General features: G+C 68.7%; 17 protein-coding genes. 10 read left to right on the top strand and 7 right to left on the bottom strand.

The annotated features are described in order from the left end of the window. Positions 1-108 precede the first annotated feature (108 nt). The 4 genes from CSW62_RS01295 to CSW62_RS01280 all read left to right on the top strand — a co-directional run bounded on the left by CSW62_RS01295 (position 109) and on the right by CSW62_RS01280 (position 5083). Positions 109-1491 (top strand): TonB family protein, encoded by a 1383-nt coding sequence (locus CSW62_RS01295; protein ID WP_099575419.1) that lies wholly within the window; start codon positions 109-111, stop codon positions 1489-1491. A gap of 112 nt (positions 1492-1603) precedes the next feature. After that, positions 1604-2632 (top strand): aspartate-semialdehyde dehydrogenase, encoded by a 1029-nt coding sequence (locus tag CSW62_RS01290; protein WP_099575418.1) that lies wholly within the window; start codon positions 1604-1606, stop codon positions 2630-2632. Between the two features lie 92 nt (positions 2633-2724). Beyond that, positions 2725-3651 carry an EamA family transporter RarD gene (rarD, locus tag CSW62_RS01285; RefSeq protein WP_099575417.1) on the top strand — a complete coding sequence of 309 codons (927 nt, stop codon included), beginning with the start codon at positions 2725-2727 and terminating at the stop codon, positions 3649-3651. A gap of 22 nt (positions 3652-3673) precedes the next feature. Next, positions 3674-5083, top strand: coding sequence for a DHA2 family efflux MFS transporter permease subunit (locus CSW62_RS01280; protein ID WP_099582125.1), 1410 nt, complete (start codon positions 3674-3676; stop codon positions 5081-5083). Here the strand turns inward: CSW62_RS01280 and CSW62_RS01275 are convergent. The 5 genes from CSW62_RS01275 to CSW62_RS01255 all read right to left on the bottom strand — a co-directional run bounded on the left by CSW62_RS01275 (position 5028) and on the right by CSW62_RS01255 (position 11775). Continuing rightward, a complete protein-coding gene (locus CSW62_RS01275; protein ID WP_099575416.1) occupies positions 5028-5819 on the bottom strand; it encodes a transporter in 792 nt (263 codons plus the stop codon). The two genes, CSW62_RS01280 and CSW62_RS01275, sit on opposite strands and share 56 nt — an antisense overlap. A 16-nt stretch (positions 5820-5835) precedes the next feature. Beyond that, entirely contained in the window at positions 5836-6963 is a 1128-nt protein-coding gene (locus tag CSW62_RS01270) for a serine hydrolase domain-containing protein (RefSeq protein WP_099575415.1), read from the bottom strand. A 1-nt stretch (position 6964) separates the two neighbouring features. Next, positions 6965-7816, bottom strand: coding sequence for a bifunctional hydroxymethylpyrimidine kinase/phosphomethylpyrimidine kinase (locus CSW62_RS01265; RefSeq protein WP_099575414.1), 852 nt, complete (start codon positions 7814-7816; stop codon positions 6965-6967). A 146-nt stretch (positions 7817-7962) separates the two neighbouring features. Then, complete coding sequence (gene ahcY, locus CSW62_RS01260) at positions 7963-9354, bottom strand: adenosylhomocysteinase (RefSeq protein ID WP_099575413.1); 1392 nt, start codon at positions 9352-9354, stop codon at positions 7963-7965. Positions 9355-9462: 108 nt separating this feature from the next. Next, positions 9463-11775: an ATP-binding protein gene (locus CSW62_RS01255; protein WP_099575412.1), complete on the bottom strand. Its 2313-nt coding sequence runs from the start codon at positions 11773-11775 to the stop codon at positions 9463-9465. Between the two features lie 152 nt (positions 11776-11927). On the opposite strand from CSW62_RS01255, the gene CSW62_RS01250 reads away from it, so the two are divergent. Then, a complete protein-coding gene (locus tag CSW62_RS01250) occupies positions 11928-12329 on the top strand; it encodes a metallopeptidase family protein (RefSeq protein WP_099575411.1) in 402 nt (133 codons plus the stop codon). Then, the gene (locus tag CSW62_RS01245; protein ID WP_099575410.1) at positions 12326-12748 is read left to right on the top strand and encodes an SWIM zinc finger domain-containing protein; all 423 of its coding nucleotides are present in this window, start codon (positions 12326-12328) and stop codon (positions 12746-12748) included. The genes CSW62_RS01250 and CSW62_RS01245 overlap by 4 nt, the downstream gene beginning before the upstream one ends. An 11-nt stretch (positions 12749-12759) precedes the next feature. On the opposite strand, the gene CSW62_RS01240 is transcribed toward CSW62_RS01245, so the two are convergent. Next, the gene (locus CSW62_RS01240; RefSeq protein ID WP_099575409.1) at positions 12760-13245 is read right to left on the bottom strand and encodes a GFA family protein; all 486 of its coding nucleotides are present in this window, start codon (positions 13243-13245) and stop codon (positions 12760-12762) included. Positions 13246-13370: 125 nt separating this feature from the next. Here CSW62_RS01240 and CSW62_RS01235 point away from each other — a divergent pair, with 125 nt between their 5' ends. From CSW62_RS01235 to CSW62_RS01225, 3 genes are all read left to right on the top strand, one after another. After that, entirely contained in the window at positions 13371-13994 is a 624-nt protein-coding gene (locus tag CSW62_RS01235) for a class I SAM-dependent methyltransferase (protein ID WP_099575408.1), read from the top strand. 142 nt (positions 13995-14136) lie between these two features. Continuing rightward, positions 14137-15279, top strand: a complete 1143-nt coding sequence (locus CSW62_RS01230; RefSeq protein ID WP_099575407.1) for a ferritin-like domain-containing protein — start codon at positions 14137-14139, stop codon at positions 15277-15279. A 133-nt stretch (positions 15280-15412) separates the two neighbouring features. Further along, positions 15413-15946: a lipocalin family protein gene (locus tag CSW62_RS01225; RefSeq protein ID WP_099575406.1), complete on the top strand. Its 534-nt coding sequence runs from the start codon at positions 15413-15415 to the stop codon at positions 15944-15946. A gap of 6 nt (positions 15947-15952) precedes the next feature. On the opposite strand, the gene CSW62_RS01220 is transcribed toward CSW62_RS01225, so the two are convergent. Beyond that, complete coding sequence (locus CSW62_RS01220) at positions 15953-17908, bottom strand: serine hydrolase (protein ID WP_099575405.1); 1956 nt, start codon at positions 17906-17908, stop codon at positions 15953-15955. Between the two features lie 163 nt (positions 17909-18071). Here CSW62_RS01220 and mmcB point away from each other — a divergent pair, with 163 nt between their 5' ends. After that, positions 18072-18530 carry a DNA repair putative endonuclease MmcB gene (gene mmcB / locus CSW62_RS01215; RefSeq protein ID WP_099575404.1) on the top strand — a complete coding sequence of 153 codons (459 nt, stop codon included), beginning with the start codon at positions 18072-18074 and terminating at the stop codon, positions 18528-18530. The last annotated feature ends 6 nt before the right edge of the window (positions 18531-18536 follow it).

Below are 18536 nucleotides of genomic sequence, written 5' to 3'. Positions count from 1 at the left end.
CGGAAGGTGTGTCGGGAACCCTCTGGCGGCGCGCAAATGGATCGCTTAGGCTCTACCCAAGGTCGAGCCGCGAAAGGGTCGTGCGCCGGCCCATTCCTGGGGTTTCCCGTGCTGTCGCGTCGCGTCCTGCTGGCCCTGCTCACGGCCAGCCTCTCCACCACCGCCCTTTCCACGGTCGCCTTGGCCACGGCCGCCTCGGCCCAGACCCCCTTGGCCCAGGCCGAAGACGACGCCCGGCCCTCGGGCTGGCGGCCGAACTTCGTCACGCGCGTGCCCGAGGCCAAGATGAAGGCCGCCTTCCCGAAGGGCGCGACCGTCACCGGCAAGGCTCAGCTGGGCTGCATCGCCGACAAGGGCGGTCGCCTGGTCGACTGCAAGGTGCTGCGCGAGGATCCCGTCGGCCGGGGCTTCGGCGAGGCGGCTCTGTCGGTGGTCGGCTATGAGCGGATCGCGACGAAGGACGCCCAGGGCGCGCCGGTCGAGGGCCGACCGGTCCGCACGAGCTTCGAATTCCTCGCGCCCGGCGACGCCAATCCAGACTGGGTCCGCAAGCCCAACGGCGCCGAGATCGCCAATGTGTTCCCCAAGATGGCGCTGGACAAGCGCGTCGGCGGCAAGGCCGTGATCCGCTGCAAGGCCACCGTCGAGGGCTTCCTCGAAGCCTGCCGGGTCCTCTCGGAAACGCCCGCGGGCATGAACTTCGGCGGCGCCGGCTTGCAGCTGGCTCCGCAATTTCGAATGTCGCCCAAGATCCGCGGCGGCCGCGCCGTGCCGGGCGGCGACGTCACCATTCCGATCACCTGGGAGGAGCCGCGCGGCTCGGCGCCGATCAACACCACCGCCATCGTGCTGGACCCGCCCTGGAACCGCGTGCCGACCCTGGCCGAGCTGAGCGCCGCCTGGCCCAAGGCCGCGACCGGCGTACCGTTCGGCCAGGCCGCCCTGCGCTGCGTCCTCATGAAGACCGGCCAACTTCGCAGCTGCGACGTGATCTCCGAAAATCCGCGCGGCAAGGGCTTCGGCAAGGCCGCCCAGGACCTGTCGAAGCTGTTCCTGGTCAATATCGGCCCGGCCGACGCCAAGACCTTCAAGGACTACAAGGTGGATGTGCCCTTCCGCTTCCGCGATCCCGCCGCGCCGGAGGCTCGTAAGCTGACCAAGCCGCGCTGGATCCGCACCCTGTCGGCCGAGGGCATGGCGGAGGTCTATCCGCAGGCGGCCGCGAAGGCGGGGGTCACCTCGGGCGTCGGCGCGGCGACCTGCACGATCACCGCCACGGGCGAACTGACCGGCTGCAAGCCCGCGCGCGAAAGCCCGGCTGGCCTGGGCTTCGGCGCGGCCGCGGTCGAGGCGGTCAAGGCCATGCGCATGAACCCCTGGACGCTGGAGGGCGACACGGTCGACGGCCTGACCGTCACCATCCCGGTTCAGTTCAGCCTGGACGTCAAGGCCGAGGACGCGGTCGCCGCTCCGACGGGCAAGCCTGGCTGATCCGCGCGCCAGCTTTCCTCGCCTTGCGCCCACTCGCCTTGCGCAATGGGGGCATGAGGCGTACGGGAACCACGCTCCGCGCGGTACGCGGGCACAGTTTCAGGAGAGCGCGATGGGTTACCGGGTCGCCGTGGTCGGCGCCACGGGCAATGTGGGCCGCGAGATGTTCAACATCCTCGAGGAAGTCAAATTCCCCGTGGACAAGATGCACGCCATCGCCAGCCGCAAATCCATCGGCGTGGAAGTCTCGTTCGGCAGCCAGATCCTGCACTGCCAGGACCTGGAGAAGTTCGACTTCTCGACGGTCGACATCGTGCTGATGAGCGCCGGCGGCGCCATCTCCAAGGAATGGGGCGAGAAGATCGGCCGGGCCGGCCCGATCGTCATCGACAACTCCAGCCACTTCCGGATGGATCCGGACGTGCCGCTGGTCGTGCCGGAAGTGAACCCCGAGGCGGTGAACACCCTGCCGAAGAACATCATCGCCAACCCCAACTGCTCGACCGCGCAGCTGGTGGTGGTGCTGGCCCCGCTGCACGCCGAAGCCAAGATCAAGCGCGTGGTCGTCTCGACCTACCAGTCCGTGTCCGGCGCGGGCAAGGAAGGCATGGACGAGCTGTGGGACCAGACCAAGGGCGTGTTCGTCCTCGGCGCGCCGCCGCCCAAGAAGTTCACCAAGCAGATCGCCTTCAACGTCATCCCCCACATCGACGTCTTCATGGAGGACGGCTACACCAAGGAAGAGTGGAAGATGATGATGGAGACCAAGAAGATCTTGGATCCGTCGATCAAGCTGACCGCCACCTGCGTCCGTGTGCCGGTCATGGTGGGCCACGCCGAAGCCGTGAACATCGAGTTCGAGACCCCGCTGGACGAGGACGACGTCCGCGAGATCCTGCGCGACGCCGAAGGCGTGGAAGTCATCGATAAGCGCGAGGACGGCGGCTACATGACGCCGAAGGAAAGCGCCGGCGAATTCCCGGTCTATGTCTCGCGCATCCGCACCGACCCGACCGTCGAGAACGGCATCGTCCTGTGGTGCGTCGCCGACAACCTGCGCAAGGGCGCGGCGCTGAACGCCGTGCAGATCGCCCAGCTCCTGCACGACAAGGGCCTGATCAAGCAGAAGACCCCGGCCTAAGATCCCGATCCGCAACAAGCGGGTGGAAATCAGGGCTCCCGGGGCAGACCCCCGGGAGCCCTTTTTCATTTCCGAACCAGAAGGACGACGCCATGTCGGCGAGCGTGAACCAGACCCAGGCCGAAGGCCGCTCCGCCTATGCCGCCGGCGTCGGCTGCTACCTGCTTTGGGGCTTCCTGCCCCTCTATTTCCATCTGCTGTCGAACCTGGGCGCGACGTCCTGGGAGATGATCGCCCACCGCTCGCTGTGGTCGGTGCTGTGGGCCGGCGGCCTCGTCCTGATCGCCCGGCAGGGCGGCCAGGTGGCCCAGGTGCTGCGCCAGCCCCGTACGCTGGGGATGCTGCTGCTGTCGACGGCGGCGATCTTCAGCAACTGGACGATCTACGTCTTCGCCGTGAACGCCGGCCACGTGATCGAGGCCAGCCTGGGCTATTACATCAACCCGCTGATGAACATGGCCGCCGGGGCCCTGCTGTTCCGCGAGCGCATGACCACCGAAGGCAAGGTCGCCATCGGCTTCGCGGCGATCGGCGTCGCCATCCAGACCCTCGCCCTGGGCCATCTGCCGATCGTGTCGCTGGGCCTGGCCGCCACCTTCTGCGCCTACGCCATCCTGCGCAAACAGGTGAAGGCCGACGCCCAGACCGGCCTGTTCGTCGAGTGCGCCTATCTGGCCCTGCCGGGGCTGGCCTATGTGCTGCACCTGCAGGCGAGCGGTCAGGGCCACTTCGGCCACGGCGGCGCGGTCACCGGCCTGCTGGCCCTGGCCGGTCCGGCCACGGTCGTGCCGCTGGCCCTGTTCGCCTGGTCGGCCCGCCGCCTGCCGCTGAGCGCCGTCGGTTTCCTGCAATTCATCGCCCCCACGATCCAGTTCCTGCTGGGCGTGGCGTTCGGCGAGGCGTTCACGCCGCTGCGGGCGCTGTCGTTCGTGTTCATCTGGCTAGGCGTGGCGACCTTCGCCTACGGAGCCTGGAAGAAGACCAAGATCCTGGCGCCGGCCCAACTGGCCAAAGACTGAAGACCGCGCCATGGTCGGGGCCATGGCGGACGATCAGACGATCTCGAAAAGTCGCGGCCGGCTGATCCTGGCCGCGACCGTGCTGGGCTCCAGCCTGGCCTTCATCGACGGCTCGGTAGTCAATGTCGCCTTGCCCACGATCCGGACAGCGCTGAAGGCCGATCCCGCGCAGATCCAGTGGATCGTCAACGCCTATCTGCTGCTGCTCGGCTCGCTCGTCCTGATCGGCGGCTCGGCCGGCGACCGCTACGGCCGGCGCAAGGTGTTCGTGATCGGGGTGGCCCTGTTCGCCCTGGCGTCCCTGGCCTGCGCGGCGGCCCCGAACGTCGCCCTGCTGATCGCCGCCCGCGCCGTGCAGGGGATCGCCGCCGCCTTCGTCGTGCCGGCCAGCCTGGCCATCCTGGGCGCGGCCTTCGACGAGAAGGCGCGCGGGCCGATGATCGGCGCGTGGGCGGGCTTTGGCGCCGTCACCGCCGCCATCGGACCGGTGCTGGGCGGCTGGCTGGTCGACGCGGTGTCGTGGCGGGCCATCTTCCTGATCAACCTGCCGATCGCCGCCGCCACCGTGGGGCTGACCCTGAAGGCCGTGCCCGAGAGCCGCGATCCGGATGTCCAGCATCTGGACTGGCGCGGGGCGGTGCTGGCGGCCTCGGGCCTGGGCGCCTTGACCTGGGGCCTCACCGCCGCCGGCGCGCGGGGCTGGGCCAGCCTCGAGGTCTGGAGCGCCCTTGTCGCCGGCGTCGCGATCCTGGTCGGCTTCATCGTGCTGCAAGGTCGCGAGGCGCATCCAATGATGCCGCTGTCGCTCTATCGCTCGACCACCTTCAGCGGCGCCAACCTCTTGACCCTGGCGCTCTATTTCGGCCTGACCGGGGCGCTGTTCTTCCTGCCCTACGAACTGATCGCCCGGCACGGCTACAAGGCCGCCGAGGCCGGGGCCACCCTGCTGCCGCTGTCGCTGGTCATGGGAACCCTGTCGGGCGTGGCGGGCAAGGTCGCCAACAAGGTCGGCGCGCGGGCCATGCTGACGGTCGGCCCGATCACAGCGGGGATCGGCTTTGGCCTGCTGGCCGGACCGTGGATCGGAAGCGGCTTCTGGACGGGCGTCCTGCCCGCCCTACTGATCCTGGCCCTGGGGATGACCATCAGCGTCGCGCCGCTGACCAGCACGGTGATGGCTGCCGTGCCCTCCAGCCACTCTGGTGTCGCTTCAGGCATCAACAACGCCGTCGCCCGCATCGCCGGCCTGCTGGCCGTGGCCGTGCTGGGCCTGGTCTATTTCGCCCCCGGAGGCGGCGGCTATCCGTGGGTGATGGGGATCAGCGCCGTGGCGGCGATCGTGGCCGGCCTAGTCGGCGCGGCGACGATCAGAGGCCCTAGAAGCGATGCGCCAGGCCGACCACCAGCTCCAGGTCCGGGGTCTGGCGGTTGAGTCCGACATAGGCCGAGGCGTCCAGCTGGACGTCGTGCAGGGCCTTGGACGTCCAGGCCGCCGTGAGGTCGAAACTGGCCTGGGTGACGTGGCCGGACGGGTCGTCGTCGCGATCGACCCATAGTTCCGCGCCCAGGTTCACCGGACCGACCGCGCGGCCGACGCCGCCGGCCAGGGCGTAGCCGGCGTGGCGGCCCGAACCGCTGGCGTTCTCCCGCGCTTCGACCTGAGGCGACAGGCTCAGCGACCAGTCGGCATTGAGCGGGACCGAGAGCGGGACGATCACCCCGCCCTGCCAGAGATCGCTCCCGATGCCGTTCGCGCCGGTCGGGGCGGTGACATAGGGCTGGATCGCCGCCGAAAGGCCATCGCCGCCGGGGTTCTTCAACGACCACCGCAGGCCAAGGCCCAGGTCGCCGGCGCCCGAAACGGTCGAGACGACGCCCTGGTCCTTGGTCCTGATCCGCTCGTGGGCGGTCCAGCTCAGCTGGCCTTCCACGGTCGAGGTCAGGCCCAGCCGCAGCTCCAGCCCGCCGTACGAAACGTCGTCGACCGAGACCCCGCCGCCCCGGCTGAAAGCGGCGTCGACCCCGCCCAGCTCGGCCTGGAAGCGCCCCTTGTCCAGCACGCAGGGCGGCGAGCCCTTGCCCGGCCGGTCCGCGCAGAAGTCGCGGTCTTCGGCGTGGGCCGCGCCGGAGAGGGCAAGGACAACGATGAAACCCGCGAACGTCTTCATGCCATCCCTCCCGCTTTCAGAGCGAAGCGTAGGCCGCCTCGATCAGGCGCACGGCGCGCGGATCGCCGATCAGGGCGGCGCCCTGCTTGTTCATCACATAGGCCCCCGACACGCCGCGCGTCGGGTCGGCGAAGGCGCACGAGCCGCCCCAGCCCGAGTGGCCAAAGGCCTCGGGCGTCGGGCCGTAGAACATGTTGGGCTCGTTGCGCATGAAGCCCGCGCCCCAGCTGATCACGAAGGGCAGCACCAGGTCCTGGCCGATGATGCGCTGGGCGCTGGCGGCCTTGACGCCGGCCGGAGTGATGATCGAGCGACCGCCCAGGGTCCCGTCGGTGGCCAGGGCGCCCATCAGTCGCGCCAGGGCTTCGGCCGTGGCGTGACCATTGGCCGAGGGGATCTCGATCCGCCGCCACTCGGCCGCGCTGCGCCCGCCCGGCGAGGACCAGGGCTTGAGGAAGGCGGCCTGCACCGCGGCGTTCAGCTCGCCGAACTTCGGCAGGGCCGTCGGGCGCATCAGGTCGGCGACGCGGCCATGCTCGCTGTCGGGCAGGCCGATCCAAAGGTCCAGGCCCAGCGGGTCGCAGATGTCCTCGCGCAGCGCCGTCCCCATCGTCCGACCGTCGACGCGGCGGAAGATCTCGCCGGCGAGGTAGCCGTAGGTGACGGGGTGATAGCCGCTGGCCGAGCCGATCGGGAACAGCGGGGCCATGGCCGCCAGCTTGGCGCAGGTCGCGTCCCAGTCGAACCAGAGGGCCGGGTCGGTCTGGTCCGGGAAGCCCGACAGGCCCGCCTGATGCGACAGGGCCTGTTCGACCGTGACCTGGCCCTTGCCGGCCTGGGCGAATTCCGGCCAGACATCGGCGACCGGCTGGTCATAGGCCAGGCGGCCTTCGTCGACGAGGCGCGCGATCATCAAGGCCGCCACGGCCTTGGTGGTCGAGAACAGGGCCGTCAGGGTGTCGGGACCGAAAGCGACCTCGCGCTTGCGGTCGGCGAAGCCGCCCATCAGGTCGACGACGATCTCGCCGTCGACGGCGAACGAAAAGCGCGCGCCAAGCTCGCCGCCATCGGCGAAATTGGCTTCGAACGCCTCGCGCACCCGGGCGAAACGGTCGGGGCAGAGGCCGGTGATGTCGCCGACCATCCTAAGCCAGCCGCTCGATACGGACGGTCGGCGAGGTCTGCTTGATCCGCGCGCCCATGGCCACGATCGGCAGCTCCGGCGCGTTCCAGATATTGGCTGCGGTGACCGTCTCGGCCACCCCGCCCACGGCGCGCGCCAGGCCGTACGAGAAGGTCTGCCCCTCCAGGATCGAGGCGGCGTAGAGAGCGGTCAGAAGGTCGCCGGTGCCGTTGGGCGAACGCTCGGACTTGGCGTGCGCGGCCAGCCAGGCCTCCTTCTTGTCGGCCAGCACGGCGCCGATCTCGGCTCCGCGCTGCACGGACGAAACCAGCGTGATCTTGCCCAGCAGCCGGGCGGCGCGCATGGCGCTCTGCGGATCGCGGGCGTCGGTCCCAGTCAGCTTCTGCAGCTCCCAGCTATTGCAGGCCACGACATCCGCGCGCGGGATCAGGTCGGCGATGATGGCGTCGGCGGTCTCGGTCGGGATGTAGAGACCCTTGCCGGCGTCGCCCATGGTGGGATCGACGATCACGGTCGGCCGACGGGTCGCCGCGCCGTTCGGACGGGGCGACTCGCGCACGGCGTCCACGACCCTGGCGGCGGCCCGCACCTGGGCGGCGGTGGCGAAGTAGCCGGTGATGACCAGGTCGACGAGACCGAACAGCCCGTTGGCCTCGATGCCGTCCATCATGCCCTCGAACACCTCGATCGGCACCGGCGCCCCGCCGGGGATGCCCCAGCCGGGATGGCGGCCGTACAGCACGGTCGGCACGACCATCGAGTCGATGCGAAACTGCGCCAGGGCGGTGGCTTGCGCCGTCGCGCCCACCTGGCTGCCGGCGACGTGGCTGGAGATGATCAAGGCTAACGGCATGGCAAAGCGATTAGCCGAGCAATGCGGACTTGAATAGGGCGTCCCGGCCTGTGGTCGAAAAAGAAAAGGCCCACCGTCTCCGGCGGGCCTTTCCTCTTGGTTTCAAACGATTTCCGCAGCGGAAACTGGCGCGGCGGGTGTCGCTATTAGTAGCGATAGTGGTCCGGCTTGAAGGGCCCTGCTTCCGGCACGCCGATGTAGTCGGCCTGGTCCTTGCGCAGGGTCGAAAGCTTGGCGCCCAGCTTCTCCAGGTGGAGGAAGGCGACCTTCTCGTCCAGGTGCTTGGGCAGGGTGTAGACTTGGTTCTCGTACTTGGACTTGTTGGTCCACAGTTCGATCTGGGCCAGCGTCTGGTTGGTGAACGAGGCCGACATCACGAACGAGGGGTGGCCCGTGGCGTTGCCCAGGTTCACCAGGCGGCCTTCCGACAGCAGGATGATCTTCTTGCCGTCCGGGAATTCCACGTGGTGGACCTGCGGCTTGATCTCGTCCCACTTGAAGTTCTTCAGGCCGGCGACCTGAATTTCCGAGTCGAAGTGGCCGATGTTGCAGACGATGGCGTTGTTGCGCATCTGCCGCATGTGATCGACGGTGATGACGTCCTTGTTGCCCGTGGCGGTGACGAAGATGTCGGCGCGGCCGGCCACGTCGTCCAGGGTCTGGACCTCATAGCCTTCCATCGCCGCCTGCAGGGCGCAGATCGGGTCGATTTCGGTGACGATCACGCGGGCGCCGCCTTGGCGCAGCGAGGCGGCCGAGCCCTTGCCCACGTCGCCGTAGCCGCAGACCACGGCGACCTTGCCCGACAGCATGACGTCGGTGCCGCGACGGATGGCGTCGACCAGCGATTCACGGCAGCCGTACAGGTTGTCGAACTTCGACTTCGTGACGCTGTCGTTGACGTTGATGGCCGGGAACGGCAGGTCGCCCTTGGCGGCCATCTGGTACAGGCGGTGCACGCCCGTGGTGGTTTCTTCCGACACGCCGCCGATGGCCGCGCGGATGGCCGAGTAGAAGCCCGGCTTTTCGGCCAGGTACTTCTTCATCACGGCGTAGAGGGCTTCTTCTTCCTCGTTCTGCGGGTTGTTCAGGATCGACGGATCCTTCTCGGCCTTCGGGCCCAGCACGCAGAGCAGGGTGGCGTCGCCGCCGTCGTCCAGGATCAGGTTCGGGTAGCCGCCGTCGTGCCACTCGAAGATCTTGTGGGCGTATTCCCAGTACTCGACCAGGTTCTCACCCTTGAAGGCGAACACCGGCACGCCCGAGGCGGCGATGGCCGCCGCGGCGTGGTCCTGGGTCGAGAAGATGTTGCACGAGGCCCAGCGGACTTCGGCGCCCAGAGCCGTCAGCGTCTCGATCAGCACGCCGGTCTGGATGGTCATGTGCAGGCTGCCGGCGATGCGGGCGCCCTTCAGGATCTGCTGCGGACCGTACTCGGCGCGCGTGGCCATCAGGCCCGGCATTTCGGTCTCGGCGATAGCCAGTTCCTTGCGGCCGAAATCGGCGAGCGAGATGTCCTTGACGATATAGTCGGCCACGGTCGGGCTCCTGCGGTCGGATGGGATCTTGGGCGGGCTTATAGCGCGCCGGACCCTTCCTAGCAATTAACGCATAAAGATATCTTTATGTCCGACGGAGCGCGCCGTTCAGAAGCTCAGTTCGGGTTGCATCGCGCCGGGCTGCTGGGTTTCGGGCAGGTGGCAGGTGAAGGTCGAGCCGGCGCCCGGCTCGCTCTCCAGCGCCACCCAGCCGCCATGCAGCTCGACCAGCGCCTTGACCAGGGCCAGGCCCAGGCCCGGACCGCCGCGATCTCGGCCGACGAAACGGTCAAAGATGTGGGCCTGGACGTGGAACGGTACGCCCCGACCCGTGTCGGAGACGTCGAGGCGCACCTCGCCCAGGGCCCGGCGGGCCGACAGGGTGACGCGGCCGCCCGGCGGGGTCTGGCGCAGGGCGTTCTCGACCAGATGGTCCAGGGTCTGGGCCAGGCGCTTGCCGTCGCCGCGGATCAGCCCGACTTCCTCGTCGCACTCGACCGCCAGGGTCACGGCGCCCAGCTGGGCGTCCTTCAGGGCGTGTTCCTGGGCGTTGAGCAGCAGGTCGGAGACGCGGATGTCCTCGATCTCCAGCGCCATTTCGCCGGCGTCGATCTGGGCCATGTCCAGCACGTCGTCGATCGAGCGGGCCAGCTGGGTGGCGGCGGCGCGAACGGCGGCCACGTGGTTGCGGCCGCGCTCCGAAATGCCGTCGGCGCGCTCCAGCAGCTCGGAATAGCCGATGATCGTCGTCAGCGGCGTGCGCAGCTCGTACGACACGTTGCCGACGAAGTCGCGCTTCAGCCGCTCGGCCTCGGCCAGGGCGGCGGAGCGGTCGGCCAGGGCCGACTGCAGGTCGCGGGTGTCGGTGACGTCGGCGAAGGCGATCAGGGTCGCGCCGTCCGGCAGCGGCCGGCTCTGATAGACGACGATGCGGTCGTCCGAGGTGCGGACCTCGCCCGAGGTCGGGGCGCGCATCTGCGGATCAGGATCGGCCACCCGGCCCTTCAGTTCGCGCCAGAAGGCCAGGTCGTGCAGGCGCGGCACGCACAGCTCGACCACGCCCTCGAAGTCGCCAGCCGCCTCCAGAGCGAAGGCGCTGACGTTCCAGAAGGTCTCGAAGGCCTCGTTGTGCAGGCGCAGGCGGCCATCCGAGCCGAACACCGCGACGGCGTCGTTCAGCTTGTCCAGCGTGGCCTGCTGCACCTGGATCAGGGCGTTGTACTGGGCCTTCAGGCGCAGCTCGCCGGTGATGTCGGAATAGATCAGCAGCATGCCCCCCAGCGGGTGGGGCTGGCGCACCACCTTCAGCGTGCGGCCGTCGGGCAGGTGCCATAGGTCGTCGGCTTGAGGTCCGACGTCCTCGTAGCGGGCCAGTTCGGCGGCCTTCCAGACGGCGTAGTCGATGGTTTCGGGCAGGCGGCGGCGCTGGCGCAGACGATCCAGGATCTCGCCGTGGGTCGGACGGTCGGCCAGCCAGGCCGGCTCCAGGCCCCACAGTTCGGCGAAGGCGGTATTGTGGAACGACAGCCGCCGCGTGGCGCTGAAGATCGCCACGGCCTCGGCGATGTGGTTCAGGGTCTCGTCGTGGGCTTCGACGTGCTTCTTGAAGGCGTCGCGGACGTCCTCGATCTCGGTGACGTCGGCGCAGAACACGCCCACCCCGCCGCCTTCCAGGGGCTGGGCCGAAAGGCGGAACGCACGGCGGCGGCCTTCCAGGTTGATCCAGCGCACGGCCTCGCGGCGCTCCCCCTTCTCGACGGCCTCGACCACCAGGGCGTCAGCGGAGCGGTCGAAGCTCTTGCCAGCCAGGGCGTCCGTTGAGGCGGCGGCGGCGCCGACGGCGCGGACGAAGGCGGCGTTGCCCCAGACGGCCTGGCCGTCGGCGCCCGCGACCCAGGCCGGCTCGGCCACGCTGTCGACGAAGGCGGCGAAGCGGGTCGCCGACGGCAGGCCGGAAGCCCCGCCGCTGCCGGGCATCAGGCGCAGCCAGGCCAGCGCTCCGACCGCGCGGCCCTCGACCGAGACCCAGCCCGTGGCCCCGCGCGCTTCGAAGACACAGGCTTCGCCGCGTTCGAACAGCGCCGTCAGCTTATGGGCATGGTCGGGATCGGCCCCGCCCAGCGCGGCGATCACCGCGTCGACCCGCGCCTCCACGCCCAGCACCTGGGCGCAGGCCGAAAGCCCCTCGGCCCCGGCGGCCAGATCGGCGCGACCGCCCTCGACGGCGATCACGGCGGTGTCGAAGGCTTCGACCCAGGCGGGCGCGTCCAGGCCGTCTCCGCCTTGCAGGCCGAGGCGTCCCTTCAGGGCGGCGATACGGGCCTCATAGCCGCGGCGCTGCCCCAGCGACCACAGGGTGACGCAAATGGCGAGACAAACCGCGCCGGCCACGGCCGCGAGGATCAGGTCGTACGAAGTCATCAGGCGCGTTGCTTACCCCAGCGGGTCGTCGAATCAGAATCCCAGATTAGTCGGGCCGTGACCAGAGCGCGATCAGGGGAGAGCGTGACTGTCTGTCGCGATTTCGTCGGGACCCCGCTGGCTTAACGCTCCAATCGCTCTATTTGGAGACCATGACCTGGTCCGACCGCCTCGCCCCGTCGCTCGACGACTTCGCCGCCCTGGCCCGACAGGCCTTTGACGCCCTGCCCGACGAATTCCGGAAGCTCTCCGGCGAGGTGGTGATCCGGGTCGACGACTTCGCGAGCGAGGAGGTGCTGGACAGCCTGGGCATCGAAGACGCCTTCGAGCTGACCGGCCTCTATCAGGGCGTGGACCTGGGCCGCCGCTCGGTGCTGGACTTCGGGACCGAGCCATCGCGGGTGTTTCTCTACCGCCGCCCGATCCTGGACGAGTGGGCCGAGCGCGGCGACGTCAGCCTCGGCGACCTGATCGCCCACGTGCTGGTCCACGAGATCGGCCACCATTTCGGCCTGTCGGACGACGACATCCACCGCATCGAGGACGAGGCATGAACCCGCTGTTTGACGCCCCCCTTTTTGATGGGGACGCCTGGCGCGAGCGCATGGACGAGCGCTGGTTCGACACCGGAGTCGCCATGGCCGAGGCCGGCGCCGTCGACCTGGTCTCGATCGAGGACGAGAAGGTCACCGCCCACGTCACCGGCAGCGTCGGCGATCTCTATGTCGTGCAGCTGTGGGCGCCGGCCGGCGAAGGCCTGTGCACCTGCCCCGGCTTCGAGAAGTTCGGGGCCTGCAAGCACCAGGCGGCCGTGGTGACCGCCGCCAACGCCGCTGATCTGGGGAAAGTCCGCGAGCGGATGGCCAAGCTGCGCGATGGCCTGGCCCTCGACAGCAAGGACGCCCTGATCGAACGCCTCGCTGAACTGGCCCGCGTGCAGCCGGCGGTGCTGGCGGCCCTCGAAGGCCGTTAGGGGGAAGGGCGCTAGAGAAAGTCGTCGATCGGCGCCTTGCGCTTGGCCTTCGGCTTCGGCCGCTCCCACATCACGCCGGGATAACCCTTCAGCGGGACCAGCTTGCCGCCGTCATAGGCCCAGTCCGGGGCCTGGTCGAGCGCGGTGTGGTAGCGCGGCTCGCGGCCGGTGCGGGTGTCGAACAGGGCGCGCGGCAGGTTGATCATGGTCGGGGCGCGCTTGCGCTCCATGAAGACCGGCGTCCCGCAGCGCGAGCAGAAGCCCCGGGTCGTTCCCTCGTGCTCGTGGCGGGTGACGAGGTCCTCGCCCTCCAGCCAGCGGAAGCGGCTGCGGTAGCTGGCCGTGTAGGTGACATAGGCGCAGCCCTGAGCGCGGCGGCTGGCGGCGGAGTGGTCGTGGAACGCCCACCGCGCCGGCACGCCGATGGCGACGCGCACCGCCCCGCAGGCGCACGCCCCCTCGGCTTCCTCGGCGGGCGACTTGAGCGGCTTGGGCATGGGACGGCCTCCAAGGCGGATGGTCGTTTCCGATTAAAGCGCACTGCTGCCAGATCTGACAGCAGGCCGGCTTGACCCAGCCCGCCCCGCGCCGCTCTGCTGCTGCCTCAAAGGGGGAACACGCCATGGCGACGCTGTATGAGCGCTACATCCTGCCCAAGCTGCTGTGCTGCGCCTGCGGCGCGCCGGCGTTTCGCGAGCAGCGGACCAGGATCGTGCCGCAGGCCCGCGGCCAGGTGCTGGAGCTGGGCGTCGGCGGCGGCTTGAATCTCGCCTTCTACGACCCGGCCACGGTGACCGGCGTCACCGGCGTCGACCCTTCGGCCGAACTGCGCGCCATCGCCGAGGCCGCCCCGCGCCCTGAGGGCCTGGCGGTCGAGATCGTCGCGGGCGAGGGCGAACGCCTGCCGTTCCCCGACGCTCTTTTCGACACCGTGCTGTGCACTTTCACCCTGTGCTCGGTCCGTTCGCCCGCCGCCGTGCTGTCCGAAGCCCGTCGGGTCCTGAAGCCCGGCGGTCGCTTCCTGTTCTGCGAGCATGGCCTCTCGCCCGACGCCGGCGCGGCGCGCTGGCAGCGGCGGATTGAGCCGCTGTGGAAGCGCCTGGCGGGCGGCTGTCACCTGACGCGGCCGGTCTCGGCGGCGGTCCAGGCGGCAGGCTTCCGCCTCGACGACAATCACCGCTTCTATCTCGACAAGACGCCGCGTGCGCTGGGCTGGTGCGAGCAGGGCGTGGCCAGCCTCGCCTAGAGGCTGGTCGCAAACCTGACGCCTCCGTCATTTTTCGTTTGACCCGTCCGCTCAACTGAGTTGACAGTGTTTAGATGGGCCAAGATCCGCGCAAGACGGACCCTGCCCACTGGACATCGCACGTCCGTTAGGGAGCGCCGACATGACCGACCCAATCTCCAAAGACCGGAACATCACCAAGGACGCCATGTACGACGCGGTGGCGCCGGACGACTTCGAGTCGATGCTCGAACTCGACCGCTACGGCAACCGCTCCAGCGCCTTCGACAAGATCATTTCCGCGACCCACGACCACTTCTGGGATCCGCTGGACAAGGCCTATATCGACTTCGACGAGCCGTTCGACATGGAGAACCAGGCCCTGGTGCCCGAGGATCTCGTGATCGCCCTGTCGACCGACTACGTCTCAAACCACCTGTCCGACCCGAAGACGCGCATCCGCTTCATCAACCAGTCGGTGCTGCGCAGCTTCTCGTCGATCCTGCACGGCGAGCAGGGCGCGCTGAACCTCTCGGCCAGCCTGTGCCACGTGCTCAAAGACCAGGGCGCGCAGGAGTACGCCGCCAACCAGACCCGCGAGGAAGCCCGCCACGTCACGGCCTTCGCCAAATATATCAAGGCCCGCTGGGGCAAGCCGGTCGAGTGCGGCCCGGCCCTGAAGACCCTGCTGGTCGAGATCATCGGCGCGCCCGAGGTCTACAAGAAGATCATCGGCATGCAGATGCTGGTGGAAGGCCTGGCCATGGGCGCCTTCGCCACCTTCTACAACCAGATCAATGACCCGGTCGGCAAGCGCCTGCTGCAGCTGGTGATGACCGACGAGGCCTTCCACCACAAGTTCGGGAAGATCTGGGCCGACCGCACCGTGCCCAAGCTGACCCCCGAGGAACACGCCATCATCGAGGACTGGGCGGCGCACTGCTTCCAGACCCTGCTGTTCAACCTCGTCTCGCCGCACCAGCAGCTGGATCTCTATGCCGCGTTCGGCCTGGATCCGGACAAGGTGGTCGAGGAGTACGGGAAGATCATGACCGACGACGTGCGTCGGGAGGCCATGAAGGAGCAGACCAACATCTTCCGGGTGCTGGTCAAGACGCTGCTCAACGCCGGCATCATCACCGACCGCACCAAGGCGTTCTACGCCATGTATGTCGACATCGACGAACTGAAGAGCGAAGGCGACCGGATGGTCGGCGACGACATCGCCGAGGAAGGCATCCGCCACCTGCAGGCCATCAACTTCAAGGACCGCCCGGTATCGGCGGTCAGCATCGCCGCCGAGTAGGATCCCACCCCTCTTGTCCACGCGCGCGCCGCCCCGCCGGAACCCCGGCGGGGCGGTCGTCGTTTCTGGGCTTCCCGCGGGCGTCCGTCGAACGCTTGGGATCGTATCCTGTCGGCAACCGTCCGGAGTTCCCATGCGCACGCCCTTGCTCGCCCTGTCCCTCGTCCTCGGCCTCGGCGCCTGCGTGTCGGGTCCCAGCGGCAATCCCAACCCGCCGCAGCCGGCCAAACCCGTGGTGCTCGATCGCTACCTCGGCAAGTGGTACGAGGTCGCCCGCTACGACATGCGCTTCGAGAAGGGCTGCGAAGGCGTCACCGCCGAATATTCCAAGCGCCCCGACGGCCTGATCCGGGTGCTCAACACCTGCCGCCAGGGCGCGGTGGACGGCCCCTTGAAGACCAGCGAGGGCAAGGCCAAGGTCGTCGATACGGCGACCAACGCCAAGCTGAAGGTCAGCTTCTTCGGCCCGTTCTTCGGCGACTACTGGGTCATGGACCACGCCGACGACTACAGCTGGTCGATCGTCGGCGAGGGCTCGGGCAAGTACCTGTGGCTGCTGTCGCGTAAGCTGCCGACCGACGCCGACCGGGCTGCGCTGACGGCGCGGGCCAAGGCGTTGGGGTATGACACCAACATGCTGCGCCCGACGAAGCAGCCGCTGCCCTGACCACCGCTACCGCACGGGCTGGTAGACGTACTCGTGCTGGGCGTCTTGCATGACCAAGGCGAAGCGGTCGCCAGCCGGACGCGTGCTGAGGCTCCAGCCCACCGTGGTCGGGTCCAGCATGACGAGGTTGGTCGATCCGTCCTCGTTCTTCCGCGTCCCCATCCGACTGGAGAAGCTGCCGAAGTCGAACACGACGCCGCCGTCGGACTGGCGCTTCACGTCGATGAAACCCAGTTCGGGGCTTTCGTAGCGCGCGCCCAGTTTCGCGATTACCGCCGGATCGGGCGGGATCGCCAGCAGCGTCCGCTCCTTGGCGAAGTCGGCCTTGAGAGCGACGGCGCTGGCCTTTGCCGAGGCCACCGCCTCTGCGCGCGCGCCGTACAGCAGTTCGACCAGCCGCCGGCTCGTGAAGTTCAGCAGAGGCGTGGATTCCTCGCTGTTGAACAGCATGACCAGACCGACGCCGGCGTCCGGCAGAATGATCCAGTCGGTCTTGTAACCTGGCATCGCCCCGCCATGGCGGACCATGGTCACGCCCCAGCGAGAACTCGTCTCCACGCCCATGCCGTAATATTTGGCCTCGCCCGTGACCATGCCCTGTTTGCGGCGCGCCAGAAGGGCCTCGGCGCTGACCAGGCGCTGGCCGTTCGGCAGCACGCCCTCGCGCAGTTCGTTCAGGGCGTATAGCGCCAGGTCATGGGCGCTGGACCAGGCGCCGCCGGCCGGACGCGCGAAATAGATGCTGTCGCTCTTGTCGATCGTCCCGACCGCGGGCTTGCCGTCGGCGTCCAGACCGTGCGGGTCGGCGTGATCGCCCCGTTCGGCGACGGCCTTGCTGAAGGTGGTGTCCTTCATGCCCAGCGGATCGAAGATGTAACCCTGCATGGCCTTGTCGTAGGCCGCGCCGGTCTCCACGCCGGGATAGATCACGTGGCCGGCGACATAGCCGGCCGCCGAGGCCAGCAGGTTGCTGTACTGATAGACCTCGCCGAACTTGCTGGTCGGCTTCATCGGCGCCAGCAGGGCGAAGGCGCGATCGGCGGGCGTCTTGAGGTCCCCCGTCATGATCCATTCGAGGTCCTGGCGCGGCATGCCGGTGCAGGCGCAGACCAGATGCCGGATCTTGATCGTGTCCTGCACCGTAGGATCGCCCATCTTGAAGGTCTTGTCCGCGTCGACCACCCGCTCGTCCCAGCTCAGCTTGCCCTGGTCGACCAGGCGCGCCAGCAACAGGGTGGTCATGCCCTTGGTGTTCGAGGCGATCATGAAGCGGGTGTGGGCGTCGACCGGGGCCGGCTTGCCCAGGGTGCGCACACCGATGCCGCCCTCCTCGACAATGCCGTTCCGGTCGAAGAAAGCGTAGGCCATGCCGGGAACGCCGAACGCCGGCATGGTCTCGCGCCAGAACTGTTTCACGGCCGCTCGCTTGGCGGCGTCGAAGGGCGCTGCGGGTTTGCCGGCGAAGTTCTCGACCGCCACGCCCGCCGGCCGGAAGGTGTCGAGGATGACCCGCGCCTGACCCAGGCGCTTGTCGGCCGTCGCGGCGGAGCCTCGGCCCAACAGCACCACCCAGGCCTTGCCCCGTCGATAGGCGTTGGCCAGCAGGAGCAACTTCTCGTCGGGCGAAACCTCATAGTCGGTAGCCCAGATCTCGTCCCAGCCATCGCGCCCCGCCCGTTGGGAGGACAGGCGGACCTTACGATCGAAACCCGGCTGCACCACCGCCCAGGCTTTCAGGATCGCGGTCGCGGCGTCGGGCGCATCGGGCGCTTCGACCGCCCAGAGGCTGAGGTCGCCCTCCGGCGCGCTGATCCTGACGCGTCCAGGCGCTGTTTCGGCCATCCATCCGTCGGGGACCTGGAACGTCACCGAGGCGGCGCCGGCCGGACGGGACTGGGCCATCGCGGCTGGCGCGGCGGCCAGAATGCAAAGAGCGGCAAGCGCCGAGGCCAAGCGTCGCATCGCGGTCTCCAGGTGAAGCGCCCACGCTAGAGAAGAACGTCGTTATTCGAAAGTCTTGATCGTCGGGGGGCAGGCCTGAGCCTCGCAATGAGTCTCACCCAACGCCGCCGGCGTAGACGTCCGACCGCTTGCCAGGCGAACAAAGCTGGAACATGATCGCGGGGTGGACGTGATCATCGACATGAGGCCTTCGCGGCCGGAAACCACCACCGTGGTGACGCGCGGCGCCGCGCGGCTGCTTGTGGATCTGGGCTACGCGCCGTTGGCTGAAGTGACCCTGCCCAACGGACGTCGCGCCGACCTGATGGCGCTGGGCCCCAAGGGCGACGTGCTGATCGTCGAGGTGAAGTCGGGGCTGGAGGACTTCCGGGTCGACCGGAAATGGGGCGAGTACGCGCCCTATTGCGACGCGTTCTATTTCGCCGTCGCGCCGCACTTTCCCGAAGGCGTGCTGCCGGATGAGCACGGCTTGGTCGTCGCCGACAGCTTCGGCGGTGCGGTCGTGCGGGAGTCGCCGCTCACGCCCTTGGCGCCGGCGCGGCGCAAGGCCCTGACGCTGGCGTTCGCCCGCCTCGCGGCCCTGCGGGCCGCGGGCGTCAACGCCGAGCGCCTGAACCTCTAGAGGGGT

Source organism: Caulobacter sp. FWC2 (assembly GCF_002742625.1).
Lineage (GTDB): Bacteria > Pseudomonadota > Alphaproteobacteria > Caulobacterales > Caulobacteraceae > Caulobacter.
The sequence above is the reverse complement of the archived record's forward strand: the minus strand, read 5'-3'. Positions and strand labels throughout refer to the sequence as shown.

Excerpts from the sequence above, each read along its gene's own strand:
- CSW62_RS01275 (WP_099575416.1), bottom strand. The coding sequence starts at position 5,819 with ATGAAGACGTTCGCGGGTTTCATCGTTGTCCTTGCCCTCTCCGGCGCG.
- CSW62_RS01245 (WP_099575410.1), top strand. The coding sequence starts at position 12,326 with ATGAACCCGCTGTTTGACGCCCCCCTTTTTGATGGGGACGCCTGGCGC.
- CSW62_RS01230 (WP_099575407.1), top strand. The coding sequence starts at position 14,137 with ATGACCGACCCAATCTCCAAAGACCGGAACATCACCAAGGACGCCATG.
- CSW62_RS01270 (WP_099575415.1), bottom strand. The coding sequence starts at position 6,963 with ATGGTCGGCGACATCACCGGCCTCTGCCCCGACCGTTTCGCCCGGGTG.
- CSW62_RS01240 (WP_099575409.1), bottom strand. The coding sequence starts at position 13,245 with ATGCCCAAGCCGCTCAAGTCGCCCGCCGAGGAAGCCGAGGGGGCGTGC.
- CSW62_RS01220 (WP_099575405.1), bottom strand. The coding sequence starts at position 17,908 with ATGCGACGCTTGGCCTCGGCGCTTGCCGCTCTTTGCATTCTGGCCGCC.
- CSW62_RS01280 (WP_099582125.1), top strand. The coding sequence starts at position 3,674 with ATGGCGGACGATCAGACGATCTCGAAAAGTCGCGGCCGGCTGATCCTG.
- CSW62_RS01235 (WP_099575408.1), top strand. The coding sequence starts at position 13,371 with ATGGCGACGCTGTATGAGCGCTACATCCTGCCCAAGCTGCTGTGCTGC.
- CSW62_RS01290 (WP_099575418.1), top strand. The coding sequence starts at position 1,604 with ATGGGTTACCGGGTCGCCGTGGTCGGCGCCACGGGCAATGTGGGCCGC.
- CSW62_RS01265 (WP_099575414.1), bottom strand. The coding sequence starts at position 7,816 with ATGCCGTTAGCCTTGATCATCTCCAGCCACGTCGCCGGCAGCCAGGTG.
- rarD (WP_099575417.1), top strand. The coding sequence starts at position 2,725 with ATGTCGGCGAGCGTGAACCAGACCCAGGCCGAAGGCCGCTCCGCCTAT.
- CSW62_RS01250 (WP_099575411.1), top strand. The coding sequence starts at position 11,928 with ATGACCTGGTCCGACCGCCTCGCCCCGTCGCTCGACGACTTCGCCGCC.
- CSW62_RS01225 (WP_099575406.1), top strand. The coding sequence starts at position 15,413 with ATGCGCACGCCCTTGCTCGCCCTGTCCCTCGTCCTCGGCCTCGGCGCC.
- CSW62_RS01255 (WP_099575412.1), bottom strand. The coding sequence starts at position 11,775 with ATGACTTCGTACGACCTGATCCTCGCGGCCGTGGCCGGCGCGGTTTGT.